The 15,859-nt window shown below is 63.8% G+C and carries 15 protein-coding genes; 4 read left to right on the top strand and 11 right to left on the bottom strand.

Annotated features, from left to right (window positions below; translation table 11 throughout):
• Positions 1 to 84: 84 nt before the first annotated feature.
• From C8C98_RS05130 to C8C98_RS21490, 5 genes are all read right to left on the bottom strand, one after another.
• Positions 85 to 357 (bottom strand): cupin domain-containing protein, encoded by a 273-nt coding sequence (locus C8C98_RS05130; protein WP_121453398.1) that lies wholly within the window; start codon positions 355 to 357, stop codon positions 85 to 87.
• A 293-nt stretch (positions 358 to 650) separates the two neighbouring features.
• Positions 651 to 1,460, bottom strand: coding sequence for a hypothetical protein (locus tag C8C98_RS05125; RefSeq protein ID WP_121453397.1), 810 nt, complete (start codon positions 1,458 to 1,460; stop codon positions 651 to 653).
• The gene (locus tag C8C98_RS05120; protein ID WP_121453396.1) at positions 1,461 to 1,841 is read right to left on the bottom strand and encodes a hypothetical protein; all 381 of its coding nucleotides are present in this window, start codon (positions 1,839 to 1,841) and stop codon (positions 1,461 to 1,463) included. It lies immediately after the preceding gene.
• A 227-nt stretch (positions 1,842 to 2,068) separates the two neighbouring features.
• On the bottom strand, positions 2,069 to 4,231 hold the full coding sequence (gene priA / locus C8C98_RS05115; protein WP_121453395.1) for a primosomal protein N': 2,163 nt from the start codon (positions 4,229 to 4,231) through the stop codon (positions 2,069 to 2,071).
• A 343-nt stretch (positions 4,232 to 4,574) separates the two neighbouring features.
• The gene (locus C8C98_RS21490) at positions 4,575 to 4,790 is read right to left on the bottom strand and encodes a hypothetical protein (RefSeq protein ID WP_147436327.1); all 216 of its coding nucleotides are present in this window, start codon (positions 4,788 to 4,790) and stop codon (positions 4,575 to 4,577) included.
• Positions 4,791 to 4,938: 148 nt separating this feature from the next.
• Between C8C98_RS21490 and C8C98_RS05110 the strand changes: the two genes are divergently transcribed.
• Complete coding sequence (locus C8C98_RS05110) at positions 4,939 to 5,376, top strand: hypothetical protein (RefSeq protein WP_147436326.1); 438 nt, start codon at positions 4,939 to 4,941, stop codon at positions 5,374 to 5,376.
• A gap of 758 nt (positions 5,377 to 6,134) precedes the next feature.
• Here C8C98_RS05110 and hemE read toward each other — a convergent pair.
• The 3 genes from hemE to C8C98_RS05095 form a co-directional block, all read right to left on the bottom strand.
• Positions 6,135 to 7,250, bottom strand: coding sequence for a uroporphyrinogen decarboxylase (hemE, locus tag C8C98_RS05105; protein WP_121453393.1), 1,116 nt, complete (start codon positions 7,248 to 7,250; stop codon positions 6,135 to 6,137).
• Positions 7,251 to 7,379: 129 nt separating this feature from the next.
• Complete coding sequence (locus C8C98_RS05100) at positions 7,380 to 8,960, bottom strand: MFS transporter (RefSeq protein WP_121453392.1); 1,581 nt, start codon at positions 8,958 to 8,960, stop codon at positions 7,380 to 7,382.
• A gap of 1,020 nt (positions 8,961 to 9,980) precedes the next feature.
• Entirely contained in the window at positions 9,981 to 10,865 is an 885-nt protein-coding gene (locus tag C8C98_RS05095; protein WP_121453391.1) for a LysR family transcriptional regulator, read from the bottom strand.
• A 175-nt stretch (positions 10,866 to 11,040) separates the two neighbouring features.
• Here C8C98_RS05095 and C8C98_RS05090 point away from each other — a divergent pair, with 175 nt between their 5' ends.
• Genes C8C98_RS05090 through C8C98_RS05085 form a run of 3 tightly spaced genes read left to right on the top strand, consistent with a single transcriptional unit; the run spans position 11,041 to position 12,757 of the window.
• Positions 11,041 to 12,024 carry a TerC family protein gene (locus C8C98_RS05090; RefSeq protein WP_121453390.1) on the top strand — a complete coding sequence of 328 codons (984 nt, stop codon included), beginning with the start codon at positions 11,041 to 11,043 and terminating at the stop codon, positions 12,022 to 12,024.
• Positions 12,025 to 12,036: 12 nt separating this feature from the next.
• On the top strand, positions 12,037 to 12,198 hold the full coding sequence (locus C8C98_RS21850; RefSeq protein WP_199726550.1) for a hypothetical protein: 162 nt from the start codon (positions 12,037 to 12,039) through the stop codon (positions 12,196 to 12,198).
• 7 nt (positions 12,199 to 12,205) lie between these two features.
• Positions 12,206 to 12,757 carry a DUF2062 domain-containing protein gene (locus C8C98_RS05085; protein ID WP_121453389.1) on the top strand — a complete coding sequence of 184 codons (552 nt, stop codon included), beginning with the start codon at positions 12,206 to 12,208 and terminating at the stop codon, positions 12,755 to 12,757.
• 17 nt (positions 12,758 to 12,774) lie between these two features.
• Here the strand turns inward: C8C98_RS05085 and C8C98_RS05080 are convergent, their stop codons facing one another.
• The 3 genes from C8C98_RS05080 to C8C98_RS05070 form a co-directional block, all read right to left on the bottom strand.
• Positions 12,775 to 13,743 (bottom strand): tripartite tricarboxylate transporter substrate binding protein, encoded by a 969-nt coding sequence (locus C8C98_RS05080; RefSeq protein ID WP_121456041.1) that lies wholly within the window; start codon positions 13,741 to 13,743, stop codon positions 12,775 to 12,777.
• 89 nt (positions 13,744 to 13,832) lie between these two features.
• Positions 13,833 to 14,090, bottom strand: a complete 258-nt coding sequence (locus C8C98_RS05075; protein WP_121456040.1) for a DUF2783 domain-containing protein — start codon at positions 14,088 to 14,090, stop codon at positions 13,833 to 13,835.
• A gap of 14 nt (positions 14,091 to 14,104) precedes the next feature.
• Positions 14,105 to 15,757, bottom strand: coding sequence for an FAD-dependent oxidoreductase (locus C8C98_RS05070; protein WP_121453388.1), 1,653 nt, complete (start codon positions 15,755 to 15,757; stop codon positions 14,105 to 14,107).
• Positions 15,758 to 15,859: the final 102 nt, after the last annotated feature.

Genomic DNA, 15,859 nt, shown 5'->3' with positions numbered 1-15,859 from the left:
AACGGCTCACTGCCCAGGCAGTGCGCCGTTCTTCATTTCAAGCGGTTAGGGCGGCAGACGGCGGTGCCCCGGGGCACCGCCAGCTCACCCTGCCTTGCGCCCCACCAGATAGGTCACGCCCTCGGGGCCATAGTGCTCGGTGTGGGGCTCGTGGGCGGGTAAGTGAAAGATGTCACCGCTGCGGTAAGTGCGCTCAGTGCCTTGTGCGGCGATGCGGATCTCGCCCGCCAGGATCAAGGCCTTGGCCTCGAAGGGGTGGGTGTGCTGGGCCAGCATGCCGTGGGCTTCGCGCTGCACGGTGACTGGGGGCTCAAAGCCTTGCACGGCCAGGGTCTGGGCAAATGCATCGGGGGCCATGGTTGTCTCCTCTGGGTCTTGAATGGGTTTTGACTGGAGGTTGGTGTGGTTTTGCTACTGTTTTTATAGCTTCTAGCGCTTTCTGTGAAAGCGCTAGAGCCGAAATTTACTCAATAAACAAGCGGCGCTGGCGGTGTTTGGCTCTGCGTCGTGCAGGCGCTCAAACCGTCCGCAGGCCCACATCTGCCAGCCAGCACACCGGGCACCATGTGCCCATGGTTTTGTCATCAGGGCATTTTCAATCACATCGCACAGGGGCCCTTGCACAGGACGGTTGCTGTTTGAACAGGTTCTTAGCAAGCCCGCTGCACCGATTCCACCAGGGCTTGCCGGGCGTGGTACAGCGCATACGTGGTTCCTGCCCAGATTGCCCCTTCGACGCAGAGCTGAAACAGAAAACCCGGCTTGTACATGCGCGTGGCCATGGTGTACAGCGCCTTGGGCACGATCAACAGGGGGACTGCCAGCGAAGCGGCATAGGCCATTGCCTTCCAGTCTTGCAGATAGGTGCCCATGGCGGTTTTGGGATGGCAGCGGAGGATGGCGCCGTGGCGCTGCCAGTCGCCATAGGCCTCCAGCAGCATCATCACGTTCAGAAAGCTGAAGACCGCCATCGGCACCAGCCAGAGAAGGAGCAGGCTCGTATCAGACGGGTTCCAACTGGCTTCGTCGGCCCGCCCGGCTTTCTGCTGCGGGCTGTCATTGCGGCGCATGCCTTCGGTGCGGATCACCTCCTCGGCCGCGTCCACGGCCAGGTCCAGCCAGTGAGTCCATGTGCGCACACGGGGGCGCTGCCCTAGTGCAGCGGCGTAGACGCAGGCGTCGTCCACGCACACCTGCTGCTCGGGCGTAATGTGGTGGCTGGGCAGATACCAGTCCGGGGACTGGTGCGGCAGCCGAACCACAAAGACGGTGGTGGTGACGTACGTCTCTTGGAACATGCCCGTGGGCCGGTGGTCAAGCTCGATGGCCATCCAGTCATAGCCCCGGTGCTGGCCTTTGACGATCCATTCAGGCCGCACGCCAACCAGGCCCAGCCGCTCCCACAGCGGCGCCGAAAAGCTGGCCAGCAGACCGCTTGGCGGCCTCTCTTTGACGGCCATTTATAGTTTCTCCAGATCGGCATCGTCCTGTGCCGTGCGCATGGCCTGGAGCCCCACAGACAGGGCGAGGGCGGCGCACAGGAGCAGGTTCCACGGGCCAGGCACGCCAAACACGGCAAAGCCAGCCCCGATCACTGCCAGCACGATGGCCATGCGCAGCCAGGGCAGGCCCTCGCAGAGCCTGAGGATAAAACCCAGAGCCAGGTAGATGGCGGCCAGCATCAGCGGCCACCCGAAGATGCTGTAGACCATCAGCACCGCCAGGCCTGTCCCTTTGGCTTTGATGAACCACGATGCCCAGATCCAGTTGGTCGCCAGGGTGGCCACTGTAACGGCGATGGTGGTCCACAGCGGGGGCAGGAGGTTGGTGTAGTAACGCATTGGGGCAGGGATGGACGGTGTCCGGAGTATGTACTGTGGTGGCGGTGTCCGGGAGTGTCCTGGGGCGTGCTGCCTGTGGTGTCAGATTTCAGCCCCTGCCCAGCCAGGGGCTACCGGCAGTAGCGCCGTGCAATACCTTCGATAAGCGCCCTCTTGGATCCGCGCAGTTGGCTGTTCCGCCTATCGATTGAGCGCTTCTGCCCCCTGGACATTGCCGCAAATGCAGCTCAAATCGTCAGCGGGTCCACATCCACCAGCCAGCGCACCAGGCCCTTGTGCTCTGGCTGGCTGCGCGTGGTTTGCAGCACGGGCTGCCATGCGGCCAAAAAGCGCTGCAGTGCGGTGCGGCTGCTGCTTTCCATCAGCATCTGTGCGCGCTCTACATTGGCCACGCGCTGGATGGTCAGCGGCACGGGCGGGAACAGGGTTACCAGCTCCAGCCCGGGCAGGCCTGCCGCGTGGGCTGCGGCGGTGGCGGCGCTCAAAAATCCCTGGGCCACTTCCTGCGTGCGCGCGTCGGCCCGCACCAGGGCCTGGTAGGCAAACGGGGGCATGGCGGCCTCTTGGCGCTCTTTCAATTGCTGCGCGGCAAAGGCCTCGTAGTCGTGTCGGCGCAGGGCTTCGAACACGGCATGGTCGGGGTGAAAGCTCTGCACCCACATCTCGCACGGCGTGCCTTGGGCGGCCATGTAGGCGGCATCGCGCCCGGCGCGGCCTGCGGCCTGCATGAGCAGCGCAAACAGCCGCTCGGGCGCACGAAAGTCGCTGCTGAACAGCGCGCCATCGGGCTGCACGGCGGCCACCAGCGTGATGCGGCGAAAGTCGTGGCCCTTGGCAATCATCTGCGTACCCACCAGCACGTCCACCTCGCCCGCGTGCACCTGGGCCAGTTGCGCCTCCAGCGCGCCTTTGGCCTTGGTGGTGTCGGCATCGATGCGGGCCACACGGGCGGCGTTGCCGTCAGCGCGTTGCACGTTGCGCAGCAGGGCGGCCAGTTGTTCTTCCAGCTGTTCGGTGCCCCGGCCCATGGGGTGGATGTCGGGGCTGCCGCAGCTGGGGCAGTGCGCTGGCACGCGCACCGTGAACCCGCAGTGGTGGCAGCGCAGGGTGCGGTCGGTCTTGTGGAACACCTGGTGCGCGCTGCAGTGCGGGCAGTCGCTTTTCCAGCCGCAGTCCACGCAGTGCAGCACGGGCGCGTAGCCCCGGCGGTTGAGCAGCACCATGCTCTGCTCGCCGCGCGCCACGCGCTCGGTGATGGCTTGCAGCAGCGGCGCGCTGAACATGGCACGCCGGGGTTGCTGGTTCATGTCCACCCGCCGCACGCGGGCCAGGGCGCCCGCGCCAATGCGGCTGGGCATGTGCAGCCGCACGTAGCGCCCGCCCTCGGGGTCTTCGGGCGTGGGCGGGCGGCTGGCGTGCCAGCTCTCCAGTGATGGCGTGGCCGAGCCCAGCAGCACCTTGGCGCCCTGCTCGCGCCCCCGCCAGATGGCGAGGTCCCGCGCCGAGTAGCGGGCGCCTTCTTGCTGCTTGTAGCTGGGGTCGTGCTCCTCATCGACCACGATGAGCTTGAGCCCTGGCAGGCTGGCAAACACGGCCATGCGTGTGCCCAGCACAATGCGCGCCGCGCCACTGTGCGCGGCCAGCCAGCTTTTGAGGCGCTGCGGGTTCGTCATGCCGCTGTGCAGCGACACCACTGCGCCCGCACCAAAGCGCGGGGCAAAACGGCCCACAAAGCGTTCTTCGAGCTGGGGCGTGAGGTTGATTTCGGGCACCATCACCAGCGCCTGGGCCGTGGCGTCGGCCTCCAGCATCTCTTGTACGCAGCGCAGGTACACCTCGGTCTTGCCGCTGCCGGTGCTGCCAAACAGTAGAAACGGGCCTTTTTCTGCAGAAATTCGGGCCCTGGCGCTTTCCTGTTCAGCGCTAAGCGCTATGTTTTGTATAGCATTTTGTGGGTCGCCCAACTCTTCTGTTGTTCCTGCTTTTCCCGCTTTCCCAGTCTCTTTGGCCGGGCGGCGCAGGCGCCGGGCCAACTGCTCGGGTTGGAGGTCGCGCAACTGCGGGGGCAGGGCGGCCAGGGCCACTTCGCCCAGCGCGCGCTGGTAGTAGCGCGCCGCAAACGCCACCAGGCGGCGCCAGTGTGCATCCAGCGGCGCCACGCCCTCCAGCACCCCAGTCAAGGCGCGCAGGGTGGCACCATCGGGCAGCTCGCCGGTGGCCTCTTCGGCGTCCCACACCACGCCCAGCACTTCGCGGCGGCCCAGGGGCACGCGCACCAGCGTGCCTGCAGGCAAGGGCGCGTGGCTGGCGTAGCTCAGCAAATCCCCAACGCCGCTGTGCGATGGGGTTTGCAAAGCCACTTGGACAATGAATGGGGCGGGGGCAGACAAGGCGGTGGTGGAATGGGATGAGCGAGACGCTTGATTGTCGCTGCCAGTGTCAGCAGGTAAGAACAGGTTCTAAGTTCACAGACGATTCACAAGTCTTCCAGCCTTTCTGTGGATAACTTTGTTGAAAGCCTGTAGCCACCCGCGCTAAACCCGCATGGCATAAGGCTTTCAACAGAATGCCCAGGAAATGGGCAATGCCAAAAAAATCCTTATGAATCAATCATCTGAACGATTTTTGAGGGTTTTTTCTGTGTTAAAGCCTGGGCTGGGTGGGTGTGGCTGCCGTAGCGGGCGCCGTGTGCATAAGTCAGTGCGAGGCTGGCGTCAATAGCGTTGGCACCGGTCAATTTGTGCTAGCGCCGTGCGGTGAGATTCCTGCTTCAGATGCACTGTGTTGGCTAAATGGTTGATTTTTCAGGGGTTTGCGAGAAATCCCAAATTTCTGTGGATAACTTTGTTGATATCCGCTGTGCACCGCGCGCCAGCCCCGTGAAATCGGGCCTTTCAGTGGTTTGCCCATGAAAAAGGCAGCGGCGCCGGTGTAAACAAAATCAACCACTTAGCGGTGCCTTGGCCTTTTTTTTAAGAAAATTGTGCCGGATCAGAAAAAAGAGGCTGGGTGCGGTGCACCTGTGCGTAGGTGCCGCGCCGTGCACTGTGGTGGGGCAGTGGCTGCCGTGTTGGGGTGGCGGGCGAAAGGGGCGTTGTTGGACAAAAAAACCCAAAATTGGACGCTGGTGGCTCTGGGCTTGCTGGGGCTCGCCGGACTGCTCTTTGGCCTCTGGGCCCGGTCTGCGCACCAGCCTACCGAGCCCATGGCGGTGGCCGAGCGCTTTTTGGGCCATTTGCAGCAGGACCACTACGCCGAGGCCTGGGCCCTGACGCTGCAAGGGGGCTACACGGGTGCCACACCGCAGGCGCTGCAGGCCGTAGCCGCCAGGCACAGTTGCCGCTCGGGGCGGGTGGTGGGTGCATCGCCACTGCAAACCCATGGAAACCGCCTGCGCCGAGCACTGCGAGGGCAGCGCGTGGACATGGACGAGGTGCGTGTCGAGTTTGAAGGCACTTGCCTGCTGGGCGTGCGCCTGCGCTGGTTTCCGGGCCATGGCTGGCGCGTGGTTTACTTTGCCAGCCACGCAGGGTAGCCGATCCTGTCTGGGATCCTGCCGTGCTGCAGTGTGTGGATTTGCTACTGTATTGATAGCTGCTTGCGCTTTTTACATAAGCGCTAGGGGCCAATTTGGCCTATATCCATGTGTGCACACACTCGCCCATTGACGGGCTCCATCGGGTGTCGTGCACTCATCCCGCTTTTCTGTGGATAACTTTGTTGAAAGCCTGTAGCTACCCGTGCTAAACCCGCGTGGCATAAGGCTTTCAACAAAATGCCCAGCAAATGGGCAGTGCAGAAAAAATCCTTATGAATCAATCATCTGAAGGGTTTTTGCGGGTTTTTTCTGTGCTATGACGTGCTACCCGATGGTGGCTCTGCTGCCTGCCGCTGCGTGTGCATAAGTGCAATGTCCAGCGTCGTCAATAGGTGGGGCCTGCGCAATGTGTGAGCGGCCGTCACCAGTGCTTGGCGTAGTGGGTGCACTTTGGCTGCTAAGTGCTTGATTTGGCAAGGGTTTGCAAGAAATCCAAAATTTCTGTGGATAACTTTGTTGATATCCATTGGATGCGCGCCGCAACCCCTTGAAATACCGGGGCTGTGGTAGGTTGCCTAGCAAACTGGCAACCGGTGTGGTGCTATACGAATCAACCACTTAGCGGTGTAAGGCCCATGGCGTTTGAAAATATCAATCGCCACCGGCCTAGCGTTTGGGATTTTTAGGTGTGCACCAGGGCTGTGCACAACCGGGGCTGCGCAGGCCCGGTGGGCTCCGGCGGGGCGGTGTCCTGTTCAGCCGCGCAGGCGCTGCGCGCGCGAGTGGCTGTGCACCGCTTCGACCAGCGCCGCCACATGCTCAGGGGGCGTGAACTGGCTGATGCCGTGGCCCAGGTTGAAGATGTGGGTCGGGCCGGTGGTGCTGCGGTCGGTGTGCGGCGTGCCAAAGCTGTCGAGCACGGCATGCACCTGGGTGACGATCTGCGCGGGCGGCGCAAACAGCACGTTGGGGTCGATGTTGCCTTGGAGCGCTTTGCCAGGCCCTCCGACTTGGCCGCCGACGATGGCGCGCGCCTTGCCCAGGTTGGCCGTCCAGTCCAGGCCCAGCACCTCGCAGTCGATGTCCCTCATGTCGTCGAGCCAGATGCCGCCGCCCTTGGTGAAGACGATGCGAGGCACGTCGGTGCCATCCACGCCGGTGCGCTTGAGCTGGGAGAGCACGCGCTTGGTGTACGCCAGGCTGAACTCCTGGAAGGCGCCATCGGCCAGCACGCCGCCCCAGCTGTCAAACACCATCACGGCCTGGGCGCCTGCGTCGATCTGAGCGTTCAGGTACGCGGCCACGCTGTCGGCGTTGATGGCCAGAATGCGGTGCATCAGGTCAGGGCGGCTGTACATCAGGCTCTTGACCAGGCGGTAGTCGTCGCTGCCCTTGCCTTCGACCATATAGCAGGCCAGCGTCCAGGGGCTGCCCGAGAAGCCGATGAGGGGAACACGGCCATTGAGCGCCTTGCGGATGCTGGTCACCGCATCGAACACGTAACGCAGCTTGTCCATGTCGGGCACGGCCAGTTCGGCCACGGCGGCTTCGTCACGCACTTGCCTTGCAAAGCGCGGGCCCTCGCCCTCGGCAAACGTCAGGCCCAGGCCCATCGCGTCGGGCACGGTGAGGATGTCGCTGAACAAAATGGCGGCATCGAGCGGGAAGCGCTCCAGCGGTTGCAGCGTCACTTCGGTCGCATACTGGACGTTGGTGGCCAGGCCCATGAAGCTGCCCGCCTGGGCACGCGTGGCCTTGTACTCCGGCAGGTAACGGCCGGCCTGGCGCATCAGCCACAGGGGGGTGTAATCGGTGGCCTGACGGCGGCACGCGCGCAGGAAGGTGTCGTTGGTGAGGGGGGCGTAGCTCATCCGCTGATTGTCGCAGGCTGAGCGCCAGGCCTTCCAGGCCCTGTGGCGCCGACGCCTTGGGGATTGCGTCCACATTGATCTAGGGCAAGACCGTAGTCCTGCCTTGCTTGCCTCGCCGTGGTGCGCGCTTCAGCGTTCTGCGATGTAGTGCGACATGCTGGCAGTCTCGCCGGGCGCGAGGAAGGTACGCACCTCGGTCTCCAGCGTCTGGTCGGCCACCGTAGCACGGGCGCGCTGGTGCAGGTAGTCGGCCCACGATTCCACGATGAACCGCTCCACGTAGCGCGAAGGCTCGCCCAGGTCTTTGTACACGCGCCAGAAGGTGGCGCCATCGCGGCGGCGCGGGGCCTTGAGGCGGCTGATGGATTCGAGGAAGGCGGCATCGGAGCCTGGGGCAATGCGGTAGCCAATTTCCACCGCCACGGGTCCGGCCTCCGGCAGCGGTTCGGCTTCGATGAACAGCTCGTCCCACGGCGTGGCGGGGGTCACCTCGTGCAGTGCGCCCATGCGCAAAGGCATGGAGCGCGCCAGCAGCAAACCAATGCCCATGGCTGCCGCCGCAACGCACAGCGTGGGGGTCAGGCCCACCACGTCCGACACCGCGCCCCAAAACGCCGAGCCAATCGCAAACGCCCCCAGGGTAGACACCATGTGCAGCGCCACGGCCCGCGAGCGCACCCAGGGTGGGGCGCTGGCCTGGGTGGCCGTGTTGAAGGTGGACATGGCGGACATCCACGCCGCGCCACCGAGCACCATGGCCAGGTACACCAGCGGGGCCGATTTGGTGAGTGCTGCCACCAGCATGGCCGCCGCAAACACCAGGCAGCTGACCAGCACGATCGCATCCAGGCTGAAGCGCGCGCGCAGCTTGCCAATGACCAGGCCCACGGCCACCGCCCCGGTGCCCAGGCAGCCCATCAGCAGGCCAAACCCTTGCGCGCCCGTGCCCAGCTGGCGCGCTGCAATCACCGGCAGCAGCGCCCACAGGGCCGATCCCGCACCGCTGAAGGCCATCACCCGCACCAGCTGGGCGAGGATCAGCTCAGAGTGCCAGGCAAAGCGCAGGCCGCTGAGCATGCCGCCCCACAGGCGTTCGGGTGGCAGTCGTGAGGGCGGATGTGCACGCGGCGGCCAGCGGCGAATCGACTCCCACATCACCACCGTGGACACCACCGACACTGCAAACACCCACCCCGCACCCAGCTGTGCAAACACCAGCCCGGCCAAGGTGGGGCCCACGGCGCGTGCGGCGTTGTAGGCAATGCTCACGGCGGTGATGGCCTGGGGCCATTCGTCGCGCGGCACGGGGTCAATCACCGACGAGTTCCACGCCGGGGTCAGCATCGCCGTGCAGCACCCACCCACAAACACCAGCAGCAGCACCGTGGCCGGCCCACCCCAGCCCGCCAGCACCAGCAGCGTGAGCAGTGCAAACGCCAGGGTCTGGGCGATCAGCGCGCCCGAAATCAGGCGTCGGCGGTCGGTCGTGTCGGCCAGCACCCCGGCGGGCAGCGCCAGCAAAAACATGGGTAAAAACACGGCGGTTTGCACCAGCGCCGCCAAAAACGAGGAGCCCGTCAGCTCCACCATCAACCAGGCCGCTGCCATGGCTTGCATCCCGTTGCCAATGAAGAACACGCCGCCACACAGCCACATGCCCCGAAAGGCAGGCTGGCGCAGGGGGCTCCACAGGGAAGTCGATGAGGACATGGCGTTGGCGTGTGCAAGAGCGCCGCAGGCGGGCGGCGGGTGGCTGTAAAGGCTGGGGATGGGTGGCGTGTTATGAGCGATTTTGGGCCACGCGCCACAGCATATCGCCGTAATGCGGTGTCTGCCGGCCACAGACATCGCCTTGCACTTCGCCTCTCAGGCAAACCACTGGCCCTTGCAAGCCTGGTGTGCATGGCAAGAATCATCCCAAATTTCTGTGGATAACTTTGTTGACATGCTGTCGGCACCCGCGCTAAACCCGCATGGAATAAGGCTCCGGACACATTGCCTTGAAATTGTGCAGTACAAAAAATCGTTATGAATCAATCATCTGACGAGTTTTGGTGATCGGGTTTGTGCTAGGCGCTGAAACTTCGCCTTGCGGGCAAACCACAGGCCTGCGTAAGCCCTGAGTGCATGGCAATAATCATCCCAAATTTCTGTGGATAACTTTGTTGACATGCTGTCGGCACTTGCGCCAAACCCGCATGGCATAAGGCTCTGGACAGATTGCCTTGAAATTGGGCAAAGCAAAAAATCCTTATGAATCAATCATCTGACGGATTTTTGGGGCTGGGCTTGTGCTAGGCGCTGGCATGGGGTCGCACGTGTTGCACCCTAGGGCTTGTGTGCATAAGTGCCGAGGAGGCCAGTTCACCATGGTGCTTGGTTGCACGCCTTTTTTTCTGTGGATTGTGCAGAGTGCACTGCAAGTGTTTGATTTGCCAAGGCTTTCGCTGAAAGTTCAGAATTTCTGTGGATAACTCTGTTGATATCCCGGTGGCACCTTTCGCAAGGCCTTGTCGGCATTGGCTTTGGTTGCGTTGCCTGCGAAAAAGGCAGGCGACGCGGTGCTATACAAATCAATGGGTTACGGCGGCTCTCACATTTCGCCACATTTTGTGGTGCCGTTGGTCGTGATGCAGATCGCTGCCCTTTTTGTGTGCGTAACTGTCCGTGTTTTGAGCAGGGTGTGGCAGATGGGGTGAGCGATTCTTCAGGCCGTAACTGACCAAGCTCTCAAGCGGCGGGGTTCAGCAGCCGCAGCAGCAGCGGGTGCATCACCTTGCGGGCGCTGTAGATGAGGTGAAAGTGCTCTTCCACCTCTGGCGTGGTGCCCACGTGTACCAGGCCGTGGGTGGCTTTCAGGTGCTCGCCCAGAAACACGGGCGCAGGCATGACGCCCATGCCAGTGGCGGCAAAGGTGCTCAGCAGCGCACTGTCTTCAAACTCACCCGCAATGCGGGGCCGGATGCGTTCGCGCTCCAGCCAGTGGTCAATGCGCGCGCGCATGGCGGCGTGGTCGGTGGGCAGCAGCACGGGCACTACGCCCAGGCTTTTGGGAAAGGCGTGGCTGGCCGCATCAGCCCACACGGCGGGGGCGTACCAGGCCACAGCGCTGGTGCTCAGCAGCTGGCTGGTGGTCTTGAGGGCGGGGTTGGGCGGCGCGGGGCGGTCGGCCAGTACCGCATCGAGCTTGTGCATCGCCAGCTCGGCCAGCAGGGGCTGGAATTCGCCCTCATGGCACAGCAGTTTCAGGTGGGGCTCGTCCAGCACCGGGGTCAGCAGTCGGTGCACCGCCAGCTTGGCAATGCCGTCTGAGATCCCTAAGTTCAGCCGCAGCGTGGGCCCGGTGGCAGCCTCTCGCACCCGGTGGGGCAGTTGCTCGCCCAGGGCAAAGATGTGGTCGGCCTCGTGCAGGGCGGCCACCCCGGCGTCGGTAAGCACTAGGTTGCGCCCCTCGCTGCGCAGCAAGCTCACGCCCAGCGCTTTTTCCAGCTCGCGCACCTGGGCGCTGATGGTCTGCACGGCCATGTCCAGCCGCTCGGCGGCGCGGGCAATGCCGCCCTCTTTGGCCACCACCCAAAAGTAGTACAGGTGGCGGTAGTTGAAGCTTTGGCTCATAGTGGCCTCTGGGGTATGGTGCGGTTGGGGACGCTGAATGGAGAGATTTGGTTCGTAAAAACCGAACCAATGCTACCAATATGACAGGTTTTTAAGGGACTGTTGTGCCCCTACAGTGCGGAGCTATGGGCTGGCCTGCTGCGCGGGCCTACAAAAAACTTTTTGGAGAGGACGCATGGAAACAATAGGAACTTGGTGGATGTGGGCGGGCTTTGCCGTCTTTGTGGTGGTGGCCATCGGCGTCGACCTGCTGGTGATGGAGCGCCAGGGTGCGCACAAGGTGACCATGGGCGAGGCCGCGCGCTGGAGCCTGCTGTGGTTCTCGCTGGCATTCGTGTTCGTCGCCATTTTGTGGTGGTACCTGGACAGCAGTCAGGGCCGCGAGATCGCCAACACGGTGTCGATGCAGTTCATCACCGGCTATCTGGTGGAAAAGAGCCTGTCGATCGACAACATCTTTGTCTTTTTGATGCTGTTCAGCTACTTTGCGGTGCCACCCCAGTACCAAAAGCGCGCGCTCATCATCGGCATCATTGGCGCCATCGTGCTGCGCACGCTGCTGATCCTGGCGGGCGCATGGCTGCTGGCGACCTTCCACTGGCTGCTGTATGTGTTTGGTGCGTTTTTGGTCATCACGGGCGCCAAGATGTGGTTTGCTGCCGGGCAAGAGCCTGACATCGCGACCAACCCGGTGCTGAAGTTCCTGAAAAAGCGCATTCGCATCACGGACCAGTTCGACGGCGAAAAGCTGTCCACCATGATCAATGGCGTCAAGCACTACACCCCGCTGTTCGTGGTGCTGGTGCTCATCGGCACCACCGACATCATCTTCGCGGTGGACAGCATTCCAGCCATCTTCGCGATCACCAGCGACCCGTTCATCGTGCTCACGGCCAACATCTTCGCCATCCTGGGCCTGCGCGCCTTGTACTTCTTGCTGGCCGACCTGGCGAACCGCTTTCACCTGCTGGCTTATGGTTTGGCGCTGGTGCTGGTGTTTATCGGTAGCAAGATGCTGCTCATTGACCTGGTCAAGATCCCGATTGGCTACGCGCTGCTGGTGACTGCTTCGTTGATTGCAGGCTCCATCATCCTGTCGCTGCGCAGCTCTGGCGAAAGCGCCCACGGCAAGCCCGCTGCTTTGCCCCCCAAGGATTGAACGGAGCACACCATGGACATACTTGAATCAGTGATGGTGTGCCTGCTGGCCGCCTTGGTGGTGGCCACGGTGGCGGCCCGCAGTGTGGGGAACGAGTCGCGGGATGTGGGGCTGCTGGCAGTCTTCACCGCCCTTTGGGGTGCAGGCACGGCAGCTGCGGTGCTGATGGGTTGAGGGGCACATGATGCAAACGCTGTGCACCCTGCGCCGCTGGCTGCGTGGGCTGGAGCCACAGGTGCGTGCTCGGCTAGAGGGGAGCTGGCTGGCCCGCTTTCAGCCCTGGCTGGAGCAGCGGGCGATGTTCCGCTTCCAGCGCCAGCCCCTGGCGCGGGGCGTGGCGGCGGGCATGTTCTGTGGGCTCATCCCCGGCCCGCTGCAAATCCCCGGTACCTTGCTGGCCTGTGCTTGGCTGCGCGGCAACATCGTGGCCGGTGGCGTGGCCACGTTCTATACCAACCCCCTCACCACGGTGCCGTTGTACGCGGCGGCGTTTTACCTGGGTGCTTTGGTCATGCCGGGTGAGCAGGCCTTGCCTGCCTGGAGCAGCGTATCCCCCGGCGGTGACTTCTCGGTGCAAGCGCTGGCCACCTGGATGCAGGCCTTGGGCACGCCGCTGCTGGTGGGGCTGCCCACCTTGGCAGTGGTGATGGCCTTGCTGGGCTACACCACCGTTCAGCTGTTGTGGTTGGTGCCCGCATTGCAGCGCAAGCGCCGCTGGGGCCGGTGCTGCTGAGCAAGGCAACGCCAGGCTCAGTCGAGCTTCACACCCACTGCGGCGATCACTCGGCCCCATTTTTCGCGCTCGCTGCGCACAAAACTCGCCATCTGAGCGGCAGTACCCGGCATCGGTTCTACCCCCAGAGCCTGCAGCCGGGCTTTGGTGCGGGTATCAGCCAGGGCTGTCTGCAAGGCTTTGCTGAACTGGGTCACAGTGTCTGCGGATGCAGCTGAAGGCACTACCAACCCTTGCCACGCAAAACCCTCAAACCCCTGCAGGCCCTGCTCGGAAATCGTGGGCACATCGGGCATGGTGGGCACGCGCTGCGGGCTGGCCACGCCAATGGCACGCACCTTGTTGCCCGCGAGGAATGGGTACACCGTGGCACTGTCGATCCACATGGCCGACACCTGGCCACCGATCACGTCCTGGATGGCCGGGGCCGCGCCGCGATAAGGCACGTGGGTGAGCTTGAGCCCGCTTTGTTCGCGGAACAGCTCGCCCACCAAGTGATGCGGGCTACCTGGCCCGGCCGATGCCCAGTTCACCCCATCGGGCAGGCCCTTGGCCCAGGCCATGAACTCCTTGAGGTTCTTAGCGGGCACGCTGTTGGACACCACCAGGAACATGGGGAAGCGCACCAGCAGGCCCACGGGCTGAAAGTCCTTTTCAGCGTTGTAGGCGAGCTTGCTGAACAAAAACGGGTTGGCGGCCAGCGTGGCGAAGTCGGCCGAGAACATCAGGTTGCCGTAGTCCTTGTTGCGCGCGCTGTACTCCGCAGCGATGTTGGTGCCAGCACCGGGTTTGTTGTTGATGATGATGGGGCGGCCCAGCGTGGCCGACATCGACTCGGCAATCGTGCGCGCCACGATGTCTGATCCGCCGCCGGCGGCGTAGCCCACCACCCATTCCAGTGGCTTGGGGTCCTGGGCGTGGGCCAGGTGGAGCGTGGTGGCCAGGGCCAGTCCGGCGAGGGTGGCGAGGAAATGTTTGCGCTGCATGGGGTTGTCTCCGTAGTTGTCAAAGTTCAAGGCGGGGCGGACCCCGCACCGTCTGCGCGGTGCTGAAGTGCTAGGTGAAAAGGTGCGGGCTAGGCCGCCACCGCGTGGGTGGGCACCACGGGCGTGATGGCCGGGGTGGTGCGCCGGTCGGCCGTGGGCACGGCACTGCCGCGCGCCAGTTGCAGCGCGTGCTGTAGCGTGGCCTGGTCGCCAATGTGGTTGGCCAGCAGCAGCACCAGGCGTGCGTTCATGGCGTGGCTCTCGGGCGTGGACAGGCCCTGGTGCGTCGCAATCAGCGCTTCATAAAAGTCGTCGCAGGCCTGCAGGTTCGGTTGGGTGTTTAGCATGGGCATGTTCCTTGTTAGAGGGCTGCGGCCGTGGCATGGGCCAGTGCGCTGCGCACAGCCGCTTCGGTGGGCGTGCGCCAGCGTGCGCACACATGCTGGTCGGGTCGCACCAGATAGGCTGTGCCCGGCAGCGCGTCCAGCCGCTGTGCGGCCCGCGCCTGGTGGTCGGTCACGTCTATGCCGATCTGCAGCACCTTCACACCGGGCAGGTCACGCGTCCATGCAGGGGCCGGGCCAAACACCAACAGCGTGAAGTCCGGCCCCAGCTCGCGCAGCAGCCAGGTGGGCTGGCCCTGCTTCGTCAAGGGTGCGTCCAGCAGCACGGCCCCGGGCACTTGTGTGCCGACAAACGCATCGGTGTCGGGTGTGCTCAAAGGCGATGCATACAGCGTGGCCGGCACCGACAGGCGCCCGCTATTGACGATGCGCCGCGCAAACGCATGCTCGCGTGCCAGGTGCAGTGCGGCATCGCGGAACAGGCGGCTCACCTCGCTCTTGGGCGTGATGAAGTCGGTGGCACGCGTGGAGTTGCACAGGTTCTCGTCGGCCGCGTATTCGCGCTCTGGGCCATACGTTGCCACCAGCGCGGGGCTGGCACGGCCCTTGAGCACCCAGTCCAACTTCCAGGCCAGGTTCTCGGCGTCCTGCACGCCGCTGTTGGCGCCGCGTGCGCCAAAGGGCGACACACCGTGCGCGCTGTCGCCCGCAAACACCACGCGGCCGTGCACGAACTGGTCCATGCGCAGGCAGGCAAAGGTGTAGACGCTCGCCCAGTCCAGCTCGAACTGCGCATCCGCACCCAGCAGCGCCTTCACGCGCGGGATGATATTCTCGGGCTTCTTTTCTTCCTCGGGGTCGGCGTCCCAGCCCAGCTGGAAGTCAATGCGCCATACGTTGTCGGGCTGGCGGTGCAGCAGCACGCTTTGGTTGGGGTGGAAGGGCGGGTCGAACCAGAACCAGCGCTCGGTCGGGAAGTTCGCCTCATCGGCCAGCTTCACATCGGCAATCAAGAAGCGGTCCTGAAAAATGCGGCCCTTGCTCTCCAGCCCCAGCATCTGCCGCGTGGGCGAGCGTGCGCCGTCGCAAGCCACCAGCCATTGCGCGTCGATCTGGTAAGCGCCGTCGGGGGTGTCGATGCTCAGCAGCGCGCCGCCGTCGCGGCTCTGCACCGCAGTGACCTTGTTGTGCCAGCGGATGTCGATGCCCGGCAACTGCAGCGCGCGCTCCACCAAGTAGGCCTCGGCGTAATACTGCTGCAGGTTGATGAAGGCGGGGCGCTCGTGGCCCTCTTCGGGCAGCAGGTTGAATTCGTACAGCTGCTCGTCTTTCAAAAACACCTTGCCCAGGTTCCACGACACGCCCTTGTCCACCATGCGCTGGCCCACGCCCAGGCGGTCCCAGATTTCGAGCGTGCGCTTGGCAAAACAAATGGCGCGCGAGCCGATGGAGAGCTTGTGGTCGTTGTCCAGCACCACCACCCGCTGCCCGCGCTGGGCCAGGTCGATGGCGAGTGACAGGCCCACAGGGCCCGCGCCGATGACCACGACGGGGTGCTGCGCGGGCGTGGCGTGGTCCTGGTCGGGCGAGCGCACGTAGCCGAAATCGAGGGCCTGCACCTCGGCGCCGCTGGCGTGAAAAGCCTCGGGGGGAATGTCTCTGGGGTTCATTGTTTTTTTGACCTCTTTTTTGTGTGTCGGACCGATCCTTGGTGCAGAGAACAGACCTTTGGAACTGGCGCGACCCAAGCCAGGGCAGCCGAGCAAGGGCCG

It is taken from the genome of Acidovorax sp. 106 (assembly GCF_003663825.1).
Lineage (GTDB): Bacteria > Pseudomonadota > Gammaproteobacteria > Burkholderiales > Burkholderiaceae_C > Acidovorax.
The sequence above is the reverse complement of the archived record's forward strand: the minus strand, read 5'-3'. Positions and strand labels throughout refer to the sequence as shown.

What these genes read in the sequence shown, in the direction of transcription:
- C8C98_RS05085 (WP_121453389.1), top strand. Translation starts at nt 12,206, where the DNA reads ATGATGCAAACGCTGTGCACCCTGCGCCGCTGGCTGCGTGGGCTGGAG.
- C8C98_RS05080 (WP_121456041.1), bottom strand. Translation starts at nt 13,743, where the DNA reads ATGCAGCGCAAACATTTCCTCGCCACCCTCGCCGGACTGGCCCTGGCC.
- C8C98_RS05095 (WP_121453391.1), bottom strand. Translation starts at nt 10,865, where the DNA reads ATGAGCCAAAGCTTCAACTACCGCCACCTGTACTACTTTTGGGTGGTG.
- C8C98_RS21850 (WP_199726550.1), top strand. Translation starts at nt 12,037, where the DNA reads ATGGACATACTTGAATCAGTGATGGTGTGCCTGCTGGCCGCCTTGGTG.
- C8C98_RS05100 (WP_121453392.1), bottom strand. Translation starts at nt 8,960, where the DNA reads ATGTCCTCATCGACTTCCCTGTGGAGCCCCCTGCGCCAGCCTGCCTTT.
- C8C98_RS05125 (WP_121453397.1), bottom strand. Translation starts at nt 1,460, where the DNA reads ATGGCCGTCAAAGAGAGGCCGCCAAGCGGTCTGCTGGCCAGCTTTTCG.
- hemE (WP_121453393.1), bottom strand. Translation starts at nt 7,250, where the DNA reads ATGAGCTACGCCCCCCTCACCAACGACACCTTCCTGCGCGCGTGCCGC.
- C8C98_RS05090 (WP_121453390.1), top strand. Translation starts at nt 11,041, where the DNA reads ATGGAAACAATAGGAACTTGGTGGATGTGGGCGGGCTTTGCCGTCTTT.
- C8C98_RS05070 (WP_121453388.1), bottom strand. Translation starts at nt 15,757, where the DNA reads ATGAACCCCAGAGACATTCCCCCCGAGGCTTTTCACGCCAGCGGCGCC.
- C8C98_RS05075 (WP_121456040.1), bottom strand. Translation starts at nt 14,090, where the DNA reads ATGCTAAACACCCAACCGAACCTGCAGGCCTGCGACGACTTTTATGAA.
- C8C98_RS05120 (WP_121453396.1), bottom strand. Translation starts at nt 1,841, where the DNA reads ATGCGTTACTACACCAACCTCCTGCCCCCGCTGTGGACCACCATCGCC.
- C8C98_RS05130 (WP_121453398.1), bottom strand. Translation starts at nt 357, where the DNA reads ATGGCCCCCGATGCATTTGCCCAGACCCTGGCCGTGCAAGGCTTTGAG.